This is a genomic window from Mycetocola tolaasinivorans (genome assembly GCF_003667565.1).
GTDB lineage: Bacteria > Actinomycetota > Actinomycetes > Actinomycetales > Microbacteriaceae > Mycetocola > Mycetocola tolaasinivorans.
Genome location: NZ_RCUX01000001.1, coordinates 134,427 through 155,683, shown reverse-complemented (window position 1 = coordinate 155,683; position 21,257 = coordinate 134,427). Strand labels below are relative to the sequence as shown.

Below are 21,257 nucleotides of genomic sequence, written 5' to 3'. Positions count from 1 at the left end.
CGACGATTTGTGTCTTTATTTCGACAATCGGGCACGGGGAAACCCCGCCACCCGCCCGACACGGCGTCGGAAAACCACGTGATCGCGCGGATCGCGCTCACCTACCGCCAGTACAGGTGATGCGCCGAGTCTGCCGCCACGCGCGCGATATGCTGGCGCGGCGTCATCCCGAAACGCTCGCGGAACGCCGCCGAAAACGCACTGGTAGTGGCGTATCCACAGCGGTGCGCGGCCACACCAATCGGGGTGCCGTCCACGATCAGCCGGGCCGCGAGGGTCATCCGCACCCCGGTGCGCCACTGCCCAAAGGTCATACCCACATCGTGCCCAAACACCCGCGCAACCATGCGCTCGTGCAGGCCGTGGGCGGCACAGAGTTCGGCCGCACTGCGCGGATCACCCGGATCGGCGAGCACCGTCTGCGCGAGGGTGCGCACCCGATCATCCACCGGCAGCGGCACCTCGCCCCAGCCGTCGGCCACCTCGGCGGCCGGCTGCTGCACCATCTCGATCAGCACCGACTGAATGCGGATCCGCAGCGCATCGGGCATGTCGTTGATCCCGAGGTGCAGCAGCATCTCCTGCACCGCACGCGGTACGAGCACCCGCGAAATCTCCGAAACCGGGGCCACGAGGGCGTGATCGGGAATGTAGGTGTAACAGCCAATGGAGTCCCGTTCGTGGCGCGAGGTGTGCGGGGTTCCGGCGGGGATCCACACCCCCTGCCCCGGGGCGAGTCGCCACATGGTGTCCTGCAGGTATACCCAGACGGTGCCGCGATAACACCAGGCGAGCATCGCATCCGGGTGGGTGTGCGGCGGAGAAACCGGGCGCGAGTGGCCGTCCTCCGGGGTCACCACTCCGGTGCCCATCAGATACGGCGGCACCACCGTGGAGGCGTGCTGCAGGTGGGCATCCCACTCGTCGCTGCGGTAGTTATCCATCATGCGCGGCCTCGTTCGCGCGAGTGATAGACCGCGGGCGTCACCCCGAATACCCCGCGGAACGCCTGAATACAGCCGGTCGAGGTGGCAAAGCCCACCCGGAGGGCGGCATCCTGCACCGAGCTTCCCTCGCCGAGCAGGCGCGCGACCCGATAGACCCGGGCACGGGTGCGCCACTGGGCAAAGGTGAATCCTGTTTCCGCGGCAAACGCGCGCAGCAGGGTCTTGGCGCTGATCCCCTCCCCCGCGGCCCAGTCGGTGATCGGGCGAGGGTCGGCGGGGTCACGCAGCAGTGCCTCGGCCACCCGGCGAGCACGCGGATCCACCGGGAGCGCGAGCGCGTCGTGGCTCTCCCGCGCCGATCCCAGCAGTTCACGCAGGAGCTCGAAGCTGAGTCGGCGACGCTCGGCGGGTACGGCCTCGGGCCCCTCGGGGGTGTGCGCACAGAGTTCACGAAACAGCGCGCGCATTAGCGGCTCGGTGGGGAGGACGAGGGGTCGGGCGAATCGCTCGCCCTCTGGGCGCACCTCGGGGCGCTGATACACACTGAGCAGCGCGGTGGATCCCACCATCGCGAGCGCGTGTTCGGTGTGTGCCGGTACCCACACCAGGTGATCCCCGGGGATGCGCCACTGCGCGCCACCCGCGCGCACTCGCATGCCCCCTCCGGGTGCCCACATCAGCTGATCCACCGCGTGCGAGTGTGCCGGAAACTCGCCATCCGGGTCGGTGGGTTCAGAAACGGCGTGCCAAAGTTGCTCTGTCGCCCGGGGCGCACCAAAACTCATCTCCAGCATGTTTTCGACCACAAATCCTCCTGAATGGACACGGTCCTGGCGGTTTTCATCGATCACCGTCCGATCAGCACGATAGCGCACACAGGTAAGGCTCGCCTAATGTAATGACGTTTGCTGCATCGCTTTTAGCTCCGAGAGGCCCTCCCCAATGACCACTGCACACTCCCCCGCTCGTTCCCGCCGCCGCGGGTTGCGCGCGCTCGGCACCACCATCGTTGCGGCGCTGGCCGCGGCCGCCCTGGTTGCCTGCGCGACCGCCCCTGGTAACGCCGGAACCGATCCCACCTCGTCCTCCGGTGCCGAGTCGGCCGCGTTCCCGGTGACCCTGGAACACGTGTTCGGCAACACCACCATCACCAAGCGCCCCGAGCGCATCGTCACCCTGGGCTGGTACTCGGGCGACGTCGTGGCCGCGCTGGGCGTTGTGCCCGTCGGTAACGAGGACTTCACCTGGGGTGAGGTGAAGGGCAACCTACCCTGGTTTGCCGACCGGGTGAAGGAGCTCGGCGGCACCCTGCCGGAGCTCATCCGGTTCACCGATGCCGGCGAGTACGACTTCGAGAGCATCCTGGCCCTCGAGCCCGATCTGATCCTCGCCGTGCACTCGGGCATTGATGAGCCCACCTATAAGCGCCTGACCGAGATCGCCCCAACCGTCGCCTTCAAGAAGTCCGCCTGGGCGTCGGAGCGCGATGATCTGACCCGCACCGTTGCCGCCGCCCTCGGCCAGCCCGAAAAGGCCGAACCTCTGCTGAAGGCCAGCGATGACGCCATTGCCGCGGCCGCCGCCGCCCACCCGGAGTTCCGAGGCGTCACCTACACGTACGGGTGGTACCTCGCCGAGGGCGCCACCTCGCTGGATCTCTATCTCCCGAGGGACCCACGCATCCAGATGACCGACCAGCTGGGATTCACGACCTCCCCTCAGGTGACGGCCGCCGAGTCCACAACCGAAAACTTCTACGCGTCGATCAGCCTCGAAAAGCTCGCCGAGGTGACCTCGGACTTCCACATCGGCTGGGCCGACAGCCAGGATGAGATTGACCGCACCCTGAACAACCCGCTCGTCACTCGCTGGGCCCCGGTGGCCGCCGGCAAGACGTCGTTCTTCTTTGGCGACTACCGCCTCGCGTGGGCCACCACCGCCCCCAGCGTGCTGAGCATTCCGGCCACGATCGACGACATCGCCGTGAAGCTCTCGGCCGACCTCGGCACCGGGAAGTAGCGGTGCCCGCACCGGTGACCTCCGGTACCACCCGCCCGGCGTCGGCCCCGGACGCACCCGCGTCCCGGCCGGCGCCGCGGCGCGTGCCCCGGCCACGGCGGACTACCGGGCTGCGGCGCGCCAGCGGGCTCCTGCTCGCCCTTGCCCTACTGGCGGTGGCCGTCCTGCTGAGTCTCGGGGTCGGTGCGCAGGGAATTGATCCCCTCACCGTATTGCGCGCGCTGTGGGAAAACGATGGGTCCGATGCGCACGCGATCGTGCGCGACTCCCGTCTGCCGCGCACGCTCGTGGGTCTGGTCGTGGGGCCGGCGCTCGGCGTGTGTGGCGCGCTGATCCAGGCGTACACGCGCAATCCGCTCGCCGATCCGGGGATCCTGGGCGTCAACGCCGGGGCGACCTTTGCCGTGACCATGGGCGTCGGTTTTCTCGGGCTGTCCGCTCCCTCCGCCTACGTCTGGTTGTCATTCGGTGGGGCGTTGATCGTGACCGGCGCGGTGACCCTCATCGGCCTGCGCGGGCCGGGTCGCCAGATGCCCGAACGGATGACGCTCACCGGCGTGGCCGTGGCCGCGGTGCTCTCCGGCGTGGGCAGCATCATCGTGATGAAAAACCTCGAGCTGTTCAACCGGGTGCGCTTCTGGGGCCTCGGCAGTCTCGGCGGGCGCGATCCGGAAGCGCTGGCCACCATCGCGCCACTCATCGCGATTGGCTTGATTTTGGCGCTCGGCCTCGCGGGTTCGCTCAACGTGCTCGCTCTCGGCGATGACCTCGGCAGCACTCTCGGTGCACGCATCCTGCGCACCCGCCTGCTCAGCGTTCTCGCGGTCACCATTCTGGCGGGGGCGGCCACGGCGATTGCCGGGCCCATCGCGTTCCTCGGGCTGATGGTGCCGCACACGGTGCGCTGGTTCACCGGCCCGGATCAGCGCTGGATCATCCCGGGTTCGATGATCCTGGCCCCCGCGCTGCTGCTCGGTGCGGATGTTCTGGGGCGCATCATCCTGCCCTCGGGCGAGCTGCAGGTGAGCCTCATGACCGCCCTCGTGGGCGCACCCGTGCTGATGCTCCTGGCTCGGCGACGACGGGCGAGCGGGCTGTGAGCGCGACCATGCCGCACACCGCCCCCGCCCCTACCTCGCGGACGCCCGCCGCTCGGCAGCGTGCGCGTCGGATTCGCGCGGTGCGGGTCTCACTCCTCCTGCTCATTGCTGTAGGCCTGGTGACCTCGCTCGCGCTTGGCACCGTCATCCTGTCGCCCTCGGGGCTCTGGGAGGTGCTCCTGGGGCGTGGATCCGCGTCCGCTCAGAAGCTGGTGTGGGAGTGGCGTCTCCCCCGCGCGCTACTCGCGATCGTCGCCGGTGTGGCACTGGGGGTGAGCGGGGCAATCTTCCAGTCACTCACCCGAAATCCGCTCGGCAGCCCGGACGTCATCGGCTTCGACACCGGTGCGTATACCGGTGCCCTCCTGGCGATGCTGGTGTTCGGGGCCACCGGTTTTGTGGCGATTGCGAGCGGTGCGCTGATTGGTGGGCTGGCTGCCGCAGCCCTCGTCACCGTGCTCGCGTACCGACGCGGGCTGCAGGGCTTCCGCTTCATCATCATGGGGATCGGGCTCGCGGCCCTCCTCACCGCCCTGAACAATACGATCCTGATCGGCACCGGCACGCAGCAGGCGCGCGCGGCCACGGCGTGGGGATTCGGTTCGTTCTCGGGCCTGGGCTTTGAACAGCTGGTACCGCTGGCAATAGCGGTAGCCGTACTCATTCCCCTCACCGCGCTGCTGGTGCCGGGGTTTCGGCAGCTGGAGCTTGGTGACGATGCCGCGCAGGCCCTCGGGGTGCCGATCGAGCGCACCCGGCTCCTGATGACCGCGGTCGGGGTGGCGCTCACCGCCGTGGTGACCGCGGTGGCGGGACCGATCGCATTCGTTGCTCTGGTGGCACCGCAGATCAACGCCCGGCTCTCCGGAAGATTTGGGCTTGATCTTCCCGGGGCAGCCCTGAGCGGCGCCGTACTGCTCCTGACCGCGGACATCATCGGACAGCGCCTGCAGACCTCAGTGGGTCTCATTACCGTGGTGGTCGGCGGCGGCTATTTCCTCTGGCTCCTCATCCGCGAGCGCCGAAAATGACGACATACGACGCAGTATCTATGCGATCCCGACTTTGGGGGCTTGCCCAGGTCAGCGCGGTGGGTCTAGTGTCTCCCTATGGTGACTCCTCATAAAGTGCACCCGGAGACCGGGGCGCTCCTCATTCTGTTCGAACAGCCCTTCGCAACCGAGGCTGGGCGCACCCACTTTTGGGTGGATGACGAGGGTCAACAGTATCCGGTAACGGCCGCCGAGCTGGCGCACCTGCGGAGCGAGGACGGGGTCTAGAGAGGGGCACCGGAGGGTGCCCCCTGAGCGTTTATGCGGGGCGGTCAGACAGGATTTGACCTTCCACCCGGGCTATCCGTCATTAGTCATCCAAAACCCATGTGCCCGTGGGCGGATTCCAGGTCGCGTCTGCGTAACTGAGGCGAGTCAGTAGAGGATCAACGAAGCCAGATATGGCCAGTAATACTTCGGAAAATGATTCCGGGAGGTCGTGGGTTCGATGCGTGCGGTTTCGCCACGCTGCCCACCCTGGCTGAGCAAGAACGCGCATCGGCTCGAGCTCGGGAAGGACCGAGGTGATCCGAACTCCGCGATACCCGGCAACGATCGTGAGCGCACTAAGCAGTTCGTTTACACTCGCGGGATGACGACGTAGAAGGACGTAGATGTCGGCAAAGTCTCGCCATCGAGTGTTCGCCACCCCGCGATCAAAAACCGTCACCGTCTTCTCGGCGAACACCATTGACATCGGGTATCCCAGAACCCACAGCGGCGGAAGATCGAGCTCAATCAGGCGGGGGAACTCAATGTGCAGAGGCTCGGGCCAAATAGGATCGCCAAAGTTCACGTCGATGCCGATGTTGAGCCGTGCTCGCCCCAGCACACCGACAAGCTTTACCCGAATACCCACATAGTGGTCGGATTCTCGAATGATGGAGGCACCGATGGTTTCGGGGTCAAAAACAACACCATCTTTCAGTTCGATCCCGGCGATGAGTCGGATACGTTCTTCGACCTCGGACACGTCGTTGGCCACACCGGTTGCCTGAACATCGATGTCTCGGGTTGGTCTCCGCGCCGCAAACGCGGCGAGGAGCACACCACCCTTGAGAACAAAATCGTCTCTGTATGGGGAGTGAGCGATCCGGCCAAGCAGCGCTTCAAGAACGTAGAGTGTCTGCAATTCCTGCACATCCGCACCGGATTTTCGCGCGAGCTTTTGAATCGCGAGAGTAGCGTCCCCTACCGGAGTTCCGTACTGCGCTGACGCATTCACAAAAGAATTTCCACCGCGTTGAGAAGCGCGGGGCGAGCCTTCGGAAAGCGCTCCGCCATCAGCAGCAGTTCGGGAATACGTCGATTCGGCGTCTGGAGCCAGCGTTTGAGGGCCGAAACCGCGATATCGCTCCCCCACACGTGTCGCAGTCGAAAGAGATCGATGATGGTCCGTTCCGGAGAATACAGACCGATACTGAGGCCCTCCCCCAGGGCGTGTTCCGTACGACCAACATCGAAGGTATCCGGATCAAAACGATGCCACGACACCGGCGCGAACCGCACCCGGAGGGGCTGGCTGCCGCGCGGAATGGCGATGACTGATTCTGACGGAATCTCATCGGTGAGGTCGTGAAGAACAAGCGCGGAGGTCAGGCACAGTGTGGCTCGGGGGTTCTTTGCGGCGATCGCCATCAGCGCTGCCGTTGTGTCGTCAACAACACCCGGCTGCACGAACGCACCGGGAGCAATTCTCTCGTACCCTCCCTCGCTCACCATCCGGTCGAATCCATGCCTGGTGAGGCCGTGAGATTCGAGATCCCGGTAGCGCAAGAAAGTGGGAAGTCTGTGCCCCATGGTTTCCTCCAATCAACAAAAACAGATACACATATAGAGCATCTGGCAGCTTTTCCGTTGACCAGGGTGACCAACGCGTTTGCACAACGCTAAGCCGTCTACCCGCCGCGCGGGGCCGCTTACCACCGACAATTACCCTCTAGTCACGTGACCGCTCGCTACCATGGAACCTGAGCCCCGGATTTCCGGGGATGCCGCCAAAACGGGCAGAAGGAGCACACGCGTGGAACAGCGACCTCTAGGACAAACCGGAAAATCCGTCTCCGTCATCGGTCTCGGTACCTGGCAGCTGGGTGCCGACTGGGGTGAGGTCAGCGAGGCGGATGCCCTGGCCGTGCTGGAGGCATCCACCCGGGCCGGCGTCACGTTTTTTGATACCGCGGACGTCTACGGCGATGGGCGCAGCGAGCGCTTCATCCGCACGTTCCGCGAACGCAACCCCGAGGCAAACGTGTTCGTGGCCACCAAGGTCGGTCGCCGCGAGGCGCAGATCCCCGAAAACTACTCGCGTGAGAACCTCATCGCCTGGGTCGATCGCTCGCGTACAAACCTAGGGGTCGACACCCTCGACCTGGTGCAGCTGCACTGCCCGCCCACTCCGGTCTACCACTCCCAGCTCGCCTTCGACGCGCTCGATGAGCTCGTCGCGAACGGGGCAATCGCCGCCTACGGAGTGAGCGTCGAGGAGACCGCCCAGGCACTCACCGCGATGGAGCGCCCGGGGCTGTCTTCGGTGCAGATCATCCTGAACCCGTTCCGGCTGAAGCCCCTGGATGCGGTGCTTCCCGCGGCCATCCGGCACGAGGTGGGCATCATCGCCCGGGTGCCGCTCGCGAGTGGGCTACTCTCGGGCAAGTACACCGCCGAGACAACCTTCCCCGAGAACGATCACCGCAACTACAACCGTGAGGGTGCGGCCTTTGATCGCGGTGAAACCTTCAGCGGCGTCGATTTTGCCGACGGTCTGGCCGCCGCCCAGGAGTTTGCCCGGGCGCTGCCCGAGGGCGTCTCGGTACCGCAGGCGGCACTGCGCTGGCTGATCGATCAGCCCGGCGTGACCGCCGCCATTCCCGGTGCTCGCAACGTGCGCCAGGCGGTAAGCAACGCGGGGGCTGCCGCGCTGCCGACCACCTCCCCCGAGGTGGATCGCCGCGTCCACGAGATCTACGACCGCTACTTCCGGGCCACCGTACACGCCCAGTGGTAGGCACACGGTAATGCAGGCGCTCGTCATACGCTAGCGACCAGGCAGCCAACCGCGCACGGTGCCGCACCCTCCCGTAGGGTGCGGCACCGTGCTGTCTGTGGGGGCGAGCCACCCAGGGACTGGGTGTGATGAAACTCGCCGCATTCGCCCATCCAGGGACACGGCGACAACCAGCGGGGCAACAATCGGATAGGGCTGGCGCTGCGCCAATCGTCCTCGCGGGGATTGCTCAACTATACGTCTGAGAATTTGCCGCGATACTCCCGCGGCCCCACACGGGAAAACCACCGCTCACCGGCTGTTACACGCTCATTTCGACCGTGTTTCAGGGGCGCGGGTTTTGCCCAGAAACGGGGCTGATTCGTGCTCCGGCAGGGGGCGCGTTACGAGTTCCTGAAAATCAGCCGGTGACCGGGCGCGGCCGCATCGCCGGTTAACGAGGCGTGCCGCGGTCCACCCGGGGAGTGGATCGCGGCACGGTGCGCTCGGTTAGTTTTGAGCGGCGGCGAACCGGGCCTCGACGTCTGCCCAGTTCACGATGTTCCAGAAGGCTTTTACATAGTCGGCGCGTACGTTTACGTAGTCGAGGTAGTAGGCGTGCTCCCACACGTCGAGCTGCAGCAGCGGGGTCACACCGAGCGGCGCGTTACCCTGCTGGTCAAACAGCTGGAAGATGACCGGGCGCGCACCGAGGTGATCCCAGGCCAGAACGGCCCACCCCGACCCCTGCACGCCCAGCGCGGTGGCGGTGAAGTGCGCGCGGAATCCGTCGAGCGAACCGAAGTGCTCCTCGATCGAGGCGAGCAGGGCACCCGAGGGGTCTCCCCCGCCGTCGGGCGAGAGGTTTTCCCAGAAGATGCTGTGGTTGAGGTGCCCGCCGAGGTTGAAGGCGAGATCTTTTTCCAGCCTGTTGATGTTGACGAGGTTCCCGCTGTCGCGGGCCTCGGCCAGCTGTTCGAGCGCGGTGTTGGCACCGTTCACGTAGGCCTGGTGGTGCTTGGAGTGGTGCAGTTCCATGATCCGACCGGAGATGTGCGGGGCGAGGGCTCCGTAGTCATAGGAGAGATCGGGGAGGGTGTAGAGCGGCATGGGGTTCCTTTCCCTGGGGTATTACCCCTACGCTAAAACCTCAAGCGCGGTTGAGGTCAAGGGTTTCTTTTGATGCTTCCGGGCATGGCCGGGTAGCCGCCGCTCCCCTGGCAATGCTGCCGGGCTGAGGTTAGGATCGGGACATGACGACACCCGCCGCCGTCCCGCCCGTTCTCTCGCTGCCCGTCCCCGTGCCCGCGGAGGCCGGCCCATCCGTGCGCATCGCCACGGCACGCCTGGGAACGGATCACCTCGCGACCGCCTGGGCCGACGATCACGGCGAAACCCGGGTGGGAGTACTCGAGCTGAGAAGCGGTGAGTGGAGCATCCTGTCGAGCACGGATCTCCTCGAACGCGCACCGCACGCGGCGGCGATTCTCACGACGCTCAGTGCCGAAACCCCTGCGACGAACGCTCCTGCCCCCGTTGCTCTTCCGATTCCCGAGGCCGCGGGGCGACGCGGCGTCCGGCGGATTCTCAGCGCCGACGCCAACCTCCTCATCGGGGTGACCGGCACACACCCGCACGAGGGCCAGCGTCTGCTGGTTTTTGCCGCACGGGATCAGTCCGAGCTCGCCTCCCTCGACCTCCCGCACGGATACAGCGGTGCCTTTCGCGCACTGGACGGGGTGATCGTAGCCCCGGCAGCACTCGGCGAGACGCGCGAGTTTCTGGCGCTGACCGGACTCCCACCCGTCTCGCCCTGGCGCATCGATCCTGCCGATCCCGCGTGGACGGCCCTCCCCATTCCCGGCGACGCCTCCACCCTCCCCGCACCCGGCCAGCTCAGCATCATTTCACCCACCGAGGTGCGAACCCTCGGCGAACTGGCCGCGGCCTCGACATCGTCGGTGGCGACGCTCCTCGCTCCGGCCGGGTAGGCACGCGGCAGCCGCCGAGGTTTGTGTGTCTGACGCTCGGGAGAGAATGGCACCATGGCAGCAAGAATGACGATCGGTGAGTTTTCCCAGGCCACCCGGCTCAGCGCGAAGGCGCTGCGGTTTTATCACCGGATGGGGATCCTGGTGCCCTCGGCGATCGACGCACACAATGGCTACCGCCTCTACGAGACGACCCAGGTAGCCGACGCTCAGGTCGTTCGAGAGTTTCGCGCCCTCGACGTGCCCGTTGACACCATCCGGGAAATCCTTGACACCCCGCGGGTGCCCGAGCGTCACGCTCTGATCACCGAGCACCTGACGCGGCTGGAGGAGCGGCTCGCAGCCACGACACACGCGGTCGCGGCACTGCGTGGGCTCCTGGATCCCACCACCCATCCGGTCGACATCGAACACCGCAGCGAGCCCGCGCTCCCCGCCCTGGTCATCCGCGAGCGCATCTCCCGGGCCGAACTCAGCGACTGGTACACCGCCGCCCGCGCGGAGCTCGTGCATCTTGCGGCCACGCATGCCGAGGTTGAAGGGCCCGTGGGCGGTGTGTGGGACACCGAGCTGTTCCTGAATGGCGTCGGCGAGGCAGCGCTCTTTGTACTGCTGCGTGCCGAGACGACTGGGGGCGAGTATTCGGGCCGGATTCGCGCCGAGCTCTTACCCGCGGTGGAGCTCGCGGTGGCGGTTCATCGCGGTCCCGACGCCACGATCGCCGAAACCTACGGCGCCCTTGGCGTGTACGTTGCCGAACATGAGATTGGTGTTTCCGGGCCGCTGCGCGAGCGCTACGTTGTGGAGGCGACCCCGGAGTCCGACGACCTGGTGACCGAGATCGGCTGGCCCATTTTTCGGGCGGGACGCTAGCAGAGAAACACGCCGTTCCGCTTCCTTGACCTTCCCCCTGGGGGAATGCCGATTCTGGTCATATGACAGAAAACACTCCCGCGTATCCGCCCCATCTCTCCCTCGCCGGCCGGCACGCAATCGTGATCGGCGGCACCCGCGGCCTCGGTGCCGCGACCGTGCAGCGCCTGGCCGACGCCGGGGCCCGCGTCACCGTGGTGGGTCGCTCCCGCCCCGAGCAGAGCTCGGCCGAGCGAATCCTGCAGCTTGATGTGACCGAACCGGATGCCCCCACGCGCATCGCCGAAGCCGTGCGGGAGGCCGGCGGGCTCGATATTCTCGTGCACGTGACCGGCGGATCGAACACCCCCGGTGGCGGTCATGCGAGCATGACCGACGCCCACTGGAATGACGAACTCACGCTCAACCTGCTGGCGGCGGTGCGTATCGACCGCGCCCTCATCCCGCTTCTGCAGGAGCGCGGCGCGGGCGCAATCGTACACGTGGGCTCGATCCAGGGCCGCATGCCGCTCTACGACGGCACCCTCGGCTATGCGGCGGCAAAGGCCGCTCTGCGCACCTACAGCAAGGGACTCGCGAACGAGCTGGCTCCGCAGCGCATCCGAGTGAACACGGTGTCCCCCGGCGGCATTCAGAGCCCGGGGGCCGTTGCCCTCGCCGCGCGCCTGGCGGAGGCCCACGGCATCGACGAGGAGGCCGGCATGAAGCTCATGATGGACTCCCTCGGAGGCATCCCCGATGGCCGGTTCGCCCCGCCCGAGGAGATCGCCGAAGTCATCGGTTTTGTGGTGTCGGACGCCGCAGCCTCCGTCCTGGGCCAGGACATCACCGTTGATGGCGGCACCATCAAGACCGCCTAGAGCAGGAGATCACACCATGAATAAGCGCCAGTATTCCGCGATTATCGCCCGCTTCTTTGAGCTGATGGACGGGCCGGAAAAGCACCTCGTGGCGGAGGTTTTCACACCGCATGCGGTGGTTGTTGACGATGGCCACATTCATCGCGGCACCGCCGAGATCCTCGCCTGGCTCGCCGGCGCGGCCAGCGAGTTTGAGACCACGTCGACCTGGCTCGAAACCCGGCACGTCGCGGAGGGTACCGCGGTGCTGCAACTCCTCGAGGGAAACTTCCCGGGCGGGGCAGTTGAGCTGACCTACACGTTCGGGGAAGACTCCGCCGGGCTGATCTCCACCCTCACCATCAGCGCCGAATAGACCGGCCATGCGCGGGGCCTCGCTTCGGTTTCGGCCGTGAGGCCTCGCGCGGATGGCCTCGTTCTCGCTAAACTGGCGCCGTGACCGCCGCTGCCGAATACCGTGACGCCCTACGCCCCCTCCTCGAGGCCGCATCCACGCGCGTTACCGGTATCCTCAAGACACTGGCCGGGGCGGCGAACATCCCGGGCATCGACGGTGTCGTGCTCGATGTCTATGTGGGGCAGGATCCCGAGGGCCCGTTTGATATCTGGGCGCGTTTTTCCGGGCCGCGAGGCACCGAATTGGACTTCGCGCTCGGCGATGCCCGCGCCGTATTCGGTGTCGAGTGGACCGAAACCGGGTGGGATCCGGAGGTTCCGCCCTGCCCGGCCGGATGGTCCCTCGAGGAGTTTGAGGGGGCGGTGATCACGGTGGTGGCCGAGTGGATCGACCCGCTCATCCCCGCGGCCCCCGCGGATCTCGAATGGACGGTCGCCTCCCCCGACGGCGTTACCGACTCACTGGTGGTGGGCGGGCACCGCGGCTGAGCGGGCAGTTGAACGGGCACCCGTCACCGCCACCAGCCGCAGGGCGGCGGCGAGCATTCCCAGGGCGATGATCGCACCGCCGAGCGCAAAACCCGTGACCAGGATGACCAGCACGGCACCGGCCCCCAGCAGTACCGCGGCAATCACGCGCGGGGTCAGCATCCGAGTCCCGGAGAGGAAAAGCTCAGCCCGCTTGGCACCCTCGATCCAGCCGAGACGTGCGACGACCGGAATCACCGCGAGCCCCACGGCCACCAGCCAGAACGGCCGAGTCAACCACCAGCCGGCACTCAGCGGGTCGGGCAGCGGCACCGCGACGGTTGCGTTCAGGAACAGCAGGCCCGCGGCGAGCGCGATGATGACCGGCATGTGCCACAGGTAAATCGTCATTGAACGAGCCCCGACGGCGTTCACAAGGCCCGCGATCCGCGGCCGCTCGGCAACCTCACGCAGGCGAGCCCGCAGCACCGTGAAAAGCATGAGCTGGGCGATACCGAGCAGGATCAGGCAGATCGTGGGCGGGTTTAGATTCTCGTACATGTCCGGAGAATACGGGCCGGGAACGCTCAGCAAAAACAGCGCGAGCAGCGCGGCCACCCCGACCGCGACGCGGGTGCGAACACCCCACCGCTCACACCGTCCCTCGGCGAGCCAGAACCCCAGCTGCTGCACCGTAAGCCACACAAACACCAGGTTGACGAACCCGAGTCCCGAGATACCGGTACTCGCCCGCAACATGTCTACGCTGAGGGCGGCGGTGCCGAGCAGCGCCAGGCTGAGTACCGGCCGGCGCTCATGCGCCCCCACCAACAGCGGCACCAGGGCCGAACACAGCACGTACACCCCGAGGAACCACAGCGGCTGACTGATGCGGAACCCCGCGGTAGCGATGAGATCGGCAGGCACCCCGATGATCGTCATCACGAGCAGCGCCGCCGCCACCGTGCCGATCACCGCGACGGCCGGCAACAGCAGCCGGTGCAGCCGAGTCACAACGTAGTCTGCTGGGCTGTGCCCGCGCTCACGCATCCGCGTCCACTGGGTGAAACTGGAAAACCCGCCGAGGACGAAGAACAGCGGCATCACCTGCACGAACCACGACACCGGGGCAAACCCGGGCAGATTATCGAGGGCATTTTCCATTACGATTCCACCGGCACCCACACCGACCCCGGCCATGATCGAGTGCAGGCCCACCACCACGATCAGCAGGATCGCGCGCACCAGATCCACCGATCGATCCCGCGTCTTCGCGGTGGTGCCCCGGCGCGAATCGATACCGGTGAGCGTGGTCATGATGTTCCCTCCCGCACTACGGAATCTCCGCGGCACAGAGGGAGCATAAAAATACGGTGGCTCCCGGGGCATCCCGCCCGGGAGCCATTATGCCCTCACACCCGGGTAGGGGTGCGAGGGCAACGGTCTTACTGAGAAACTCAGCGCGTGGGCGCGACCAGCCCGGTGTCGTAGGCGAGCACCACCGCCTGCACGCGGTCGCGCAGGTGCAGCTTGGAGAAGATCTTGCTCACGTGGGTTTTGACGGTCTGCTCCGAGATGAACAGTTTGGTCGCGATCTCGGTGTTCGAGAGACCCGTGCCCACCAGAATCAGCACCTCGCGCTCGCGCTCGGTGAGGTCGTTGAGCTCGGCCGCGCGGCGGGCCGGGGCCGGGCTGCTGCTGGCGGTGAACGTCTCGATCAGGCGCTTCATCACGCGCGGCGCGATCAGGGCATCCCCGGAGGCGACGATACGCACGGCCTGCACGAGGTCTTCCGGGGTAGCGTCCTTGAGGAGGAATCCGCTCGCGCCGGCGCGCAGGGCCTCGTGTACGTACTCGTCGATGTCGAAGGTGGTCAGCACCATCACGAGCGGGGTGTAGGGGTCACCCTTCGAGGGGGTCGTGAGCTCGCGGGTGGCGTCGATGCCGTTCATGATGGGCATGCGCACGTCCATCAGTACCACGTCGGGTCGCAGCGTCCGGCCGAGCCGTACCGCTTCGGCCCCGTCGGCCGCCTGGCCGATGACGCGCAGGCCGTCCTGCGCGTCGAGGATCGCGGCAAACCCGGCGCGCACCATGGCCTGGTCGTCGGCAATCAGGATCGTGGTGTCGGTCATGCGTGCTCCGTGTGGTTGGGGAGGGGAAGGTGGGCCGCGACACGGAATCCGCCGGATTCGGTGGGGCCGAGGTCCAGGCGGCCGCCGGCGAGGTGCACGCGCTCGCGCATCCCGACCAGGCCGTGCCCGCGCGCGGGAGATGCGGCGTCTGCACCTCGGGTGGCTTCGCCCGAGGCATCGTTTTCGATGAGGAGGTCGAGCGCGGCCGGGCCGCGGGTCACGCTGACGTTCGCGGCGGCACCGGGAGCGTGACGCACCGCATTACTCAGCGCCTCCTGAACGAGGCGATACGCGGTGAGGCCGATTGAGGCGGGCAGCCCATCCGAGTCGCTCACGTTCCAGCTGAGGTCGATTGGCACGCCGGTCTTTCGGATGGTGTCCACCAGCTCGGGCACATCGGCGAGCCCCGGCTGCGGGCCGAGACCCGCGGCGGAATCCTCGTTGCGCAGCACCCCGAGCAGCTGCCGCATCTCGGCGAGCGCGCTGCGCGAGGTGGCACCGATGCCGTCGAACTCGGCGGCGACCTCCGGCGCAAGTCCCGGCAGACGATACTTCGCCGAGGAAGCCTGCACCTGAATCACCGAGAGCCCGTGCGCCACCACATCGTGCAGCTCACGGGCGATGCGGTTGCGCTCCTCGACGAGCTCGCGCCGCACCTGCTCGGAGGCGGTGACCCGGCGCTCCTGTTCCAGCTGGGCCCGGATCCGCGCGCGCTGAGCCAGCAGCAGCGAGATCGTGAGCAGCGCCAGCGAAATCGCTGCAAACGGAATGCCCGAGGCGAGGGATTCGAGGAAGCGATCGTACCGCTGCGGGACGGCCGCGATCAGCCCGATCACCGCGGCCACCGAGATCAGCCAGGTGAGTGTGGCGGTACGCCAGGTCGCGGCGAACGCGAGGGTCACGATGAGGGCGATCTGCGCGAGAATCGTGGTGACGGCCACCGGCCAGGGTGCCCCGGTCGAGGCGATGCTCAGCATCGGCAGCAGCGTAAACGGAATAAACGACAGCGCGGCGGCGATCTTCGGGCTGCGTACCGCGAGCGGAATCAGCCCGGCCTGCAGCAGCCCGAGCAGGATGGCGTCGAGCACGGGCACCCCGTAGAGGGCCGCATTGACCGGAATCGACACCGCGGCGAGAACCACCGCGAGGGCGCAGAGCAGCACCCAGATGCGCCCCATCACGGGGCGCTCGGTGGCCTCAGTTGAACGGGGTGCGCGCATGATCTTCCCTCATTGTGGCACGGACGGGCGGGATTCGGGCGGCATCGTGACGGGCGGTGGCGTGGGGCGTGCGCGCGGTGCCGGTGGTGCCTGTGGTGCCGATGGCGCGCTCCCGGGCGGCGGCGCGGGCAGTGCTGATCCGGTCGATTACGAACCCCACGACGATCGCGACGACCACGGCGATCACCGCACCCAACAGTGGCGTCTCCCGAAACCAGGCCCCGGCCCAGACGCCAATGCCCACGGTGTAGAGCGCCCAGGTCACTCCGGCCAGGATGGAGAGCGGAACGAATCGGCGGCGCGGCAGCCCGGTGGCGCCGGCGGTGAGGTTAACGGCCACCCGGCCCACCGGAATGTACCGCCCGGTGAGGATGAGGACGCCGGTGCGCTTTTCGAGGCCGCGACGCGCCCACTCCAGAGCCGTCACCGAGCGTTCGGCTCGCATCCAGCGGAACCTGGTCAGGTCGACCCTTCGGCCGATCCAGTACGTCAGGTTATCGCCGGCAATAGCGCCGAGGGCGGCCAGCAGGATGAGGACCCAGGCGTTCGGTGTGCCCATGGAGAACCCCAGTGCCGCCGCCGCGACCACCACCGTCTCGCTGGGAATGGGTGGGAAGAAGGCATCGATAAACACCACCACCGGGATGATCAGCGTGATCCACGGCGATCCCACCGCCGTCATGATCGCATCGTTTAGCGCGTCAAACATCCATCACTCCCTCATCACCCGCGCCACGGTTGTGGCCCGCGCCTGAAGCATAGGACCGCGATACCGTCCACGGCATCACCCCGCGGAGGGGTTCGATCCCCCTACCGTGGGGTGAGGCGACCGGGCACGGAGGTCACGATCGTTGAGGCCCAATCGCGCGTGCGCGCGAGTATCCTCCCCCGTCGCGCGGGTGGCAACCCCTTTCATTGGGTGACAAACGCGCGTAGCGTGGGCCATCAACCGAACGCAAGAACCGCAACACCGAGCGATTGGAACATGATGACAAACTTCACTCAATCCCGTGAGTCCGCCGACGATTTCGACAACCCGGACAACACCGCCGAGCAGGTCGCCCAGCACGAGGATTTCGCGCAGGAGCCCGATCCGAAGCAGCACTCCCATCCCAATGAGTTCGACGATGATGAGCACGTTCGCGCGCAGGAAGACCGTCAGAAGGACGGCGAAAACGCGAACAGCGGCGGTGCCGATGACGAGGTGGGCCGCGCGCAGGAATCGGATGACCAGCTGGCCGATGACGCGGTGGATGCCGCCGATGTGACGGATCCCGAGGGCGCGGCCAACGGCACGGACCGAGACGGTACCGCCGAGTACGGCGCCGATCCAGAAACGGCCGGTCGCGGCTAGCGCGAGGGGTCGATGTCGATGGGGATAGCGCGGTTTCCGGGCCGACGTCTATGGATTTCGATGCGCCGTGGCTAAGCTATCCCCATGAACCTCAACCGCGCATCCTGGTGGTGGCTGCCCTAGCAGCCGGTTCACTCATGTCCGCGGGCTGTACGACAGCCCGCGTTGACGATGGTCCGCGCTCCTCGCAGATCGTGCAGCCCACCCGCTCACATCTCAGGAATATTCATGGATTCATTTTCAGTTGCCGAACGTCGCTCCGCGGAGCTCGTCCACGACATCGCCAAAACACCCAAACGATTTCGCATGCTCACCGGGGAGCGCCCCACCGGAGCCCTGCACCTCGGCCACTACTTTGGCAGCGTCATTGAGCGCATCCGGCTGCAGGGGTTGGGCGTCGAGTCGTTCCTCATTCTTGCCGACTACCAGGTCATCACCGATCGCGATTCGATGACACGGGTACGCGAGTACGTGCGCGGCGCGGTACTCGACTATTTGGCGGCGGGCATGGACCCCCAGCGCACCACCATTTTCACCCACTCATCGGTGCCCGCTCTCAATCAGCTCCTCCTCCCCTTCCTCAGCCTGGTCACCGAGGCCGAGCTGCACCGAAACCCCACGGTGAAGTCCGAGCTGGCCGCCTCCGGCCGGGCGCTCAGCGGATTGCTCCTGACCTATCCGGTGCATCAGGCGGCGGACATTCTGTTCTGCAAGGGCAACCTGGTGCCGGTGGGCAAGGACAACCTGCCACATATCGAGCTCACCCGGGTCATCGCTCGCCGGTTCAACGAGCGGTATGGCAGTGTGTTTCCCGTTCCCGATGCACTCCTGACGGCTACCCCCGAGGTGCCGGGGCTTGACGGTCGCAAAATGTCTAAGAGTTATGGAAACGCGATTGCGCTGGGAATGAGCGCCGATGAGACCGCCGCAACCATTAGGCGTACGGTGACCGATTCCGAGCGCCGAATCACGTTCGATCCGGAGACACGACCGGGTATCTCGGCGCTGCTCTCCACCGCGGGCCTCTGCCTGCAGGAGGACCCGCGTCTCATCGCCGATCGCCTCGGGGATGCGGGCAGCGGCGCGCTCAAGGCGCTCACCATCGAGGCGGTCAATGAGTTCCTGGCCGGCCACCGTGAGCGGAGGGCCGAGTTTGCGGCAGATCCCGGGCTGATTTCCGAGGTCCTTGCCCGCGGCAACGAGCGGGCAAACGTCGAGGCCGCCGCAACCTTTGACCAGGTGCGTCAGGCCATGGGCACGGTTTACGGGTAGGGAGCGCTTTCCCGCCGGGGTAGGGCGGTTCTGCGGACCGCCCTACCCTTGGCAGAGCCCGCGGCGGTCTGCCCGTTTGCCCCGACGGATCCGCCGCGTCGGTGAGTGCCCGACGGCGCACTCATCGAGTACTCTCGTCGGGAATACCCGAGTGTGTGCGGGTGGCTGCGGGTGATATTCCGGTCATGAATGGCCGCGGCCCCGCGCCGAGCAGCAGAACCGCGAGCACTGTTTGGACGAGGCCGGTCGCAAAGTAGATGCCCTGGAGCGGTGACCACACCAGAATGATCGCGATCTCGACGAAGATCCAGATCATCATGATCAGGCCGGCGGCGATCTGAAAGTCGAGTGCCCACTTCCGGTGCCCGTAGCTGGCGAGCAGCGCGAGCGCCTGGCTTCCGCCAACGATCACCCCCAGGATGATTCCCGGCCACAGATACGACGAAAAGACGCTGCCCTCGAGCCACGCTGAGGGCATGCCGATGCCGTCACCGAAGATCAGCCCGATCCCGCCCGCAATCGCCGAAACGAGGTTGAACCACGCGATCACGAGCACGCCGATGCGCGTCGTGCGCAGAGCCACCCAGGAGTTGATCACGGCGCCAACCTAACACGCTGCGCGCCGCGGCGGCGAGGGTGCACGGTCCCCCATTTCGGGTGCGGACGAGAGAACCTGCGCTCAGCAACCGGCACTAGCGGCTACTCATGATGGCGCTCTCGCAATGCGAACTCATTGGCCGGAACCAGAGGGAGTTGGTTAACCTGGAAGACATCGATCAGCACCCACTTGTCACCGGAAATTTGCTGGGTTCTCTCCTCGGAAACATCAGACACCACGCCAATTGGACGAGTCATAAGCATCTCCTCGATGCGCTCAAATCAGGGTGTCTTTCTAGGCTCCATGCTCGAGTGCTAACGGACCGAAACGCCCGCAAGCGCGGCAAGGTTGATCTGAGCGATTCCTCAGCGCTCTCGCTCCTTCCGCAGCTGAAAGCCAAAATCCGAGGCGGTCTTGATCTACTCTTTCCAATTCACGGTCTGAACGTTCGGTTAATTCCAGACGCTGGAAAGACCTCGATTTCGGGTACTGGTCGTAATAACAGGTGTGAAACTAGTTAATCTCCGCCAGTTTCCCTTCTTGTAAACATGAATATACTCAGACGGTGATCAACCAGAGATTAGACAGGCTGCGCAAATCCTTGGCATCACTTATCTCAAAACGCCGAAAGAGTTCGAGTGAATCATCACTTCAATCTTCCCCGAGGAGTACAGGTTTAGGCACTTGTCTGGGTAGCCTACGAGAAGCGTTTTGGCCACTCCTGTGGACAACTGTCATGGTAGCCGTGGCTGGCGGATTAGTCGTCGTTTTCGAAACTACGCAACCTACAGTTGGGCATACGCCACCGTCCGGATCTATTTACGTGTACTTTGACCAACCTCGCGTAAGTGCCCAGGTTACGGTTGCTGCAAGCTCCATACGCGGCGCTGGCGACGTGGCAGATAATGATCGCTACGACATCGAATTGCACGTCAGTGGCCTTGAAGGACAACGTGACCACCATTTCTTCGTTGCGATGGCAGGGTCGATTATGCCGGAATATCCAAACTCAGATCTGGCAGGACACCCCCAAGCCACAATTGATTGTCCCCCGTCGATACTCTCCACGGACGATACAACGAAATGTCTAAGCACTGTAGGCAATCTCGACTCCCTGTGGTTCAATCCCGAGTCCGCGGAAGATCTCATCATCGTAAATGGCAAACTCTCTAAATTGGAACATGACGACAGTAAGGGCTTCGGAACAGTCGCTGTGTCTACCGCACCAACAAATCGTGTAGAGGCAGGCGATAGAACGCTTTTTCGGCTCCCGACAGTAGGTACCACTCAGGTTTTCGACACAATCCGAGATGAGTTCAAAGTGAACGTTGAGGGACTGGAAAACGCATACGTTCCTATAATCAAAACTATCGTCAAGTATGACGAGCTTTCTGAAACGGAACTGCTGGAAAACCCCTCATTAGTCCCTCAGAGTATGCGTCCACTCACATGGGTGGAAGACTCCGGTGCGAGACTTTCAGCTTCGGGATTCATCGTCGATTTGCGTGAACAGAGAGCAACGGACCGTAATCTATTCGTCGTTGCAGCAATTACTGGAGTCTGGGGCGGCTCAATCTTTCCACTAGCTCAAAGCTGGATGGGCTGGTACTCCCGCCGACGCCTGAACTGATTTGGAGTCGACATCACACTTCGCGAATCAGCTAAGGACCGACTGCATTCGTGGCCTGCGATGCCCTCGCCGACCCGGCAGAGATCATGTACATCGCCGTACACGAGCGTGCACGGGGGCTCGGGCCCGGACGGCTACTCGTGCAGGACATCACGGACGCTGTCACCGACCGGGTGGTGAGCGCCAACACCGATGATGACGCCGTCGACTTCTACCGACGCCTCGGTTTTGTCATCTCCGACGGCGAAACAGACCCTCGCTGGCCCGACCGTCGCCGATACTTGTGCCGTCTGTTTCCCGAGGGTAATTCGCGCGGCTAGCCCCGGCACCCGGCGAATGACCTCGTTTTTGAACGC

Annotated in this window: 25 protein-coding genes; 14 read left to right on the top strand and 11 right to left on the bottom strand. The window is 65.4% G+C overall.

Going from position 1 to position 21,257, the window contains the following annotated elements:
* Positions 1-101 precede the first annotated feature (101 nt).
* Positions 102-947, bottom strand: a complete 846-nt coding sequence (locus D9V32_RS00715; protein ID WP_245981881.1) for a helix-turn-helix transcriptional regulator — start codon at positions 945-947, stop codon at positions 102-104.
* The gene (locus tag D9V32_RS00710) at positions 944-1,753 is read right to left on the bottom strand and encodes an AraC family transcriptional regulator (protein ID WP_121646980.1); all 810 of its coding nucleotides are present in this window, start codon (positions 1,751-1,753) and stop codon (positions 944-946) included. The genes D9V32_RS00715 and D9V32_RS00710 overlap by 4 nt, the downstream gene beginning before the upstream one ends.
* Before the next feature lie 136 nt (positions 1,754-1,889).
* Between D9V32_RS00710 and D9V32_RS00705 the strand changes: the two genes are divergently transcribed.
* The 4 genes from D9V32_RS00705 to D9V32_RS16145 all read left to right on the top strand — a co-directional run bounded on the left by D9V32_RS00705 (position 1,890) and on the right by D9V32_RS16145 (position 5,346).
* On the top strand, positions 1,890-2,966 hold the full coding sequence (locus tag D9V32_RS00705; protein WP_121646979.1) for an ABC transporter substrate-binding protein: 1,077 nt from the start codon (positions 1,890-1,892) through the stop codon (positions 2,964-2,966).
* Between the two features lie 2 nt (positions 2,967-2,968).
* Positions 2,969-4,066 (top strand): FecCD family ABC transporter permease, encoded by a 1,098-nt coding sequence (locus tag D9V32_RS00700; protein ID WP_245981878.1) that lies wholly within the window; start codon positions 2,969-2,971, stop codon positions 4,064-4,066.
* Positions 4,063-5,097 (top strand): FecCD family ABC transporter permease, encoded by a 1,035-nt coding sequence (locus D9V32_RS00695; RefSeq protein WP_220700625.1) that lies wholly within the window; start codon positions 4,063-4,065, stop codon positions 5,095-5,097. The genes D9V32_RS00700 and D9V32_RS00695 overlap by 4 nt, the downstream gene beginning before the upstream one ends.
* A 78-nt stretch (positions 5,098-5,175) precedes the next feature.
* Positions 5,176-5,346 carry a hypothetical protein gene (locus D9V32_RS16145; protein ID WP_183086108.1) on the top strand — a complete coding sequence of 57 codons (171 nt, stop codon included), beginning with the start codon at positions 5,176-5,178 and terminating at the stop codon, positions 5,344-5,346.
* Positions 5,347-5,428: 82 nt separating this feature from the next.
* Here D9V32_RS16145 and D9V32_RS00690 read toward each other — a convergent pair whose 3' ends face one another.
* A complete protein-coding gene (locus D9V32_RS00690; protein WP_121646978.1) occupies positions 5,429-6,343 on the bottom strand; it encodes a nucleotidyl transferase AbiEii/AbiGii toxin family protein in 915 nt (304 codons plus the stop codon).
* Entirely contained in the window at positions 6,340-6,930 is a 591-nt protein-coding gene (locus tag D9V32_RS00685; RefSeq protein ID WP_245981875.1) for a type IV toxin-antitoxin system AbiEi family antitoxin domain-containing protein, read from the bottom strand. Before D9V32_RS00685 ends, D9V32_RS00690 begins: the two co-directional genes overlap by 4 nt.
* Before the next feature lie 211 nt (positions 6,931-7,141).
* Between D9V32_RS00685 and D9V32_RS00680 the strand changes: the two genes are divergently transcribed.
* Positions 7,142-8,125, top strand: a complete 984-nt coding sequence (locus tag D9V32_RS00680) for an aldo/keto reductase (RefSeq protein ID WP_121646976.1) — start codon at positions 7,142-7,144, stop codon at positions 8,123-8,125.
* Positions 8,126-8,614: 489 nt separating this feature from the next.
* On the opposite strand, the gene D9V32_RS00675 is transcribed toward D9V32_RS00680, so the two are convergent.
* Entirely contained in the window at positions 8,615-9,214 is a 600-nt protein-coding gene (locus D9V32_RS00675; RefSeq protein WP_121646975.1) for a superoxide dismutase, read from the bottom strand.
* Between the two features lie 143 nt (positions 9,215-9,357).
* On the opposite strand from D9V32_RS00675, the gene D9V32_RS00670 reads away from it, so the two are divergent.
* From D9V32_RS00670 to D9V32_RS00650, 5 genes are all read left to right on the top strand, one after another.
* Entirely contained in the window at positions 9,358-10,095 is a 738-nt protein-coding gene (locus tag D9V32_RS00670) for a hypothetical protein (protein WP_121646974.1), read from the top strand.
* Between the two features lie 54 nt (positions 10,096-10,149).
* On the top strand, positions 10,150-10,968 hold the full coding sequence (locus tag D9V32_RS00665) for a MerR family transcriptional regulator (RefSeq protein ID WP_121646973.1): 819 nt from the start codon (positions 10,150-10,152) through the stop codon (positions 10,966-10,968).
* 62 nt (positions 10,969-11,030) lie between these two features.
* Entirely contained in the window at positions 11,031-11,828 is a 798-nt protein-coding gene (locus D9V32_RS00660) for an SDR family oxidoreductase (protein WP_121646972.1), read from the top strand.
* A 16-nt stretch (positions 11,829-11,844) separates the two neighbouring features.
* Positions 11,845-12,183: a nuclear transport factor 2 family protein gene (locus tag D9V32_RS00655; RefSeq protein WP_220700624.1), complete on the top strand. Its 339-nt coding sequence runs from the start codon at positions 11,845-11,847 to the stop codon at positions 12,181-12,183.
* An 80-nt stretch (positions 12,184-12,263) separates the two neighbouring features.
* Positions 12,264-12,713 (top strand): DUF6389 family protein, encoded by a 450-nt coding sequence (locus tag D9V32_RS00650; protein WP_121646971.1) that lies wholly within the window; start codon positions 12,264-12,266, stop codon positions 12,711-12,713.
* Here D9V32_RS00650 and D9V32_RS00645 read toward each other — a convergent pair.
* The 4 genes from D9V32_RS00645 to D9V32_RS00630 form a co-directional block, all read right to left on the bottom strand.
* Positions 12,684-14,009 carry an acyltransferase family protein gene (locus D9V32_RS00645; RefSeq protein WP_183086107.1) on the bottom strand — a complete coding sequence of 442 codons (1,326 nt, stop codon included), beginning with the start codon at positions 14,007-14,009 and terminating at the stop codon, positions 12,684-12,686. The two genes, D9V32_RS00650 and D9V32_RS00645, sit on opposite strands and share 30 nt — an antisense overlap.
* A 140-nt stretch (positions 14,010-14,149) precedes the next feature.
* Positions 14,150-14,827: a response regulator gene (locus D9V32_RS00640; RefSeq protein WP_121646969.1), complete on the bottom strand. Its 678-nt coding sequence runs from the start codon at positions 14,825-14,827 to the stop codon at positions 14,150-14,152.
* Complete coding sequence (locus tag D9V32_RS00635) at positions 14,824-16,047, bottom strand: sensor histidine kinase (protein WP_121646968.1); 1,224 nt, start codon at positions 16,045-16,047, stop codon at positions 14,824-14,826. The genes D9V32_RS00640 and D9V32_RS00635 overlap by 4 nt, the downstream gene beginning before the upstream one ends.
* On the bottom strand, positions 16,025-16,756 hold the full coding sequence (locus D9V32_RS00630; RefSeq protein ID WP_121646967.1) for a DedA family protein: 732 nt from the start codon (positions 16,754-16,756) through the stop codon (positions 16,025-16,027). The genes D9V32_RS00635 and D9V32_RS00630 overlap by 23 nt, the downstream gene beginning before the upstream one ends.
* 276 nt (positions 16,757-17,032) lie before the next feature.
* Between D9V32_RS00630 and D9V32_RS00625 the strand changes: the two genes are divergently transcribed.
* Both D9V32_RS00625 and trpS read left to right on the top strand, forming a co-directional pair.
* On the top strand, positions 17,033-17,401 hold the full coding sequence (locus tag D9V32_RS00625) for a hypothetical protein (protein WP_147440360.1): 369 nt from the start codon (positions 17,033-17,035) through the stop codon (positions 17,399-17,401).
* 228 nt (positions 17,402-17,629) lie between these two features.
* Positions 17,630-18,673 carry a tryptophan--tRNA ligase gene (trpS, locus tag D9V32_RS00620; RefSeq protein ID WP_121646965.1) on the top strand — a complete coding sequence of 348 codons (1,044 nt, stop codon included), beginning with the start codon at positions 17,630-17,632 and terminating at the stop codon, positions 18,671-18,673.
* A 121-nt stretch (positions 18,674-18,794) separates the two neighbouring features.
* Here the strand turns inward: trpS and D9V32_RS00615 are convergent, their stop codons facing one another.
* The gene (locus D9V32_RS00615) at positions 18,795-19,271 is read right to left on the bottom strand and encodes a hypothetical protein (RefSeq protein ID WP_245981871.1); all 477 of its coding nucleotides are present in this window, start codon (positions 19,269-19,271) and stop codon (positions 18,795-18,797) included.
* Between the two features lie 101 nt (positions 19,272-19,372).
* Positions 19,373-19,528: a hypothetical protein gene (locus D9V32_RS16140; RefSeq protein WP_183086106.1), complete on the bottom strand. Its 156-nt coding sequence runs from the start codon at positions 19,526-19,528 to the stop codon at positions 19,373-19,375.
* Between the two features lie 638 nt (positions 19,529-20,166).
* Here D9V32_RS16140 and D9V32_RS15985 point away from each other — a divergent pair.
* Positions 20,167-20,901 carry a hypothetical protein gene (locus D9V32_RS15985; RefSeq protein ID WP_147440359.1) on the top strand — a complete coding sequence of 245 codons (735 nt, stop codon included), beginning with the start codon at positions 20,167-20,169 and terminating at the stop codon, positions 20,899-20,901.
* 50 nt (positions 20,902-20,951) lie between these two features.
* Positions 20,952-21,221 (top strand): GNAT family N-acetyltransferase, encoded by a 270-nt coding sequence (locus D9V32_RS00610; RefSeq protein ID WP_121646964.1) that lies wholly within the window; start codon positions 20,952-20,954, stop codon positions 21,219-21,221.
* Positions 21,222-21,257: the final 36 nt, after the last annotated feature.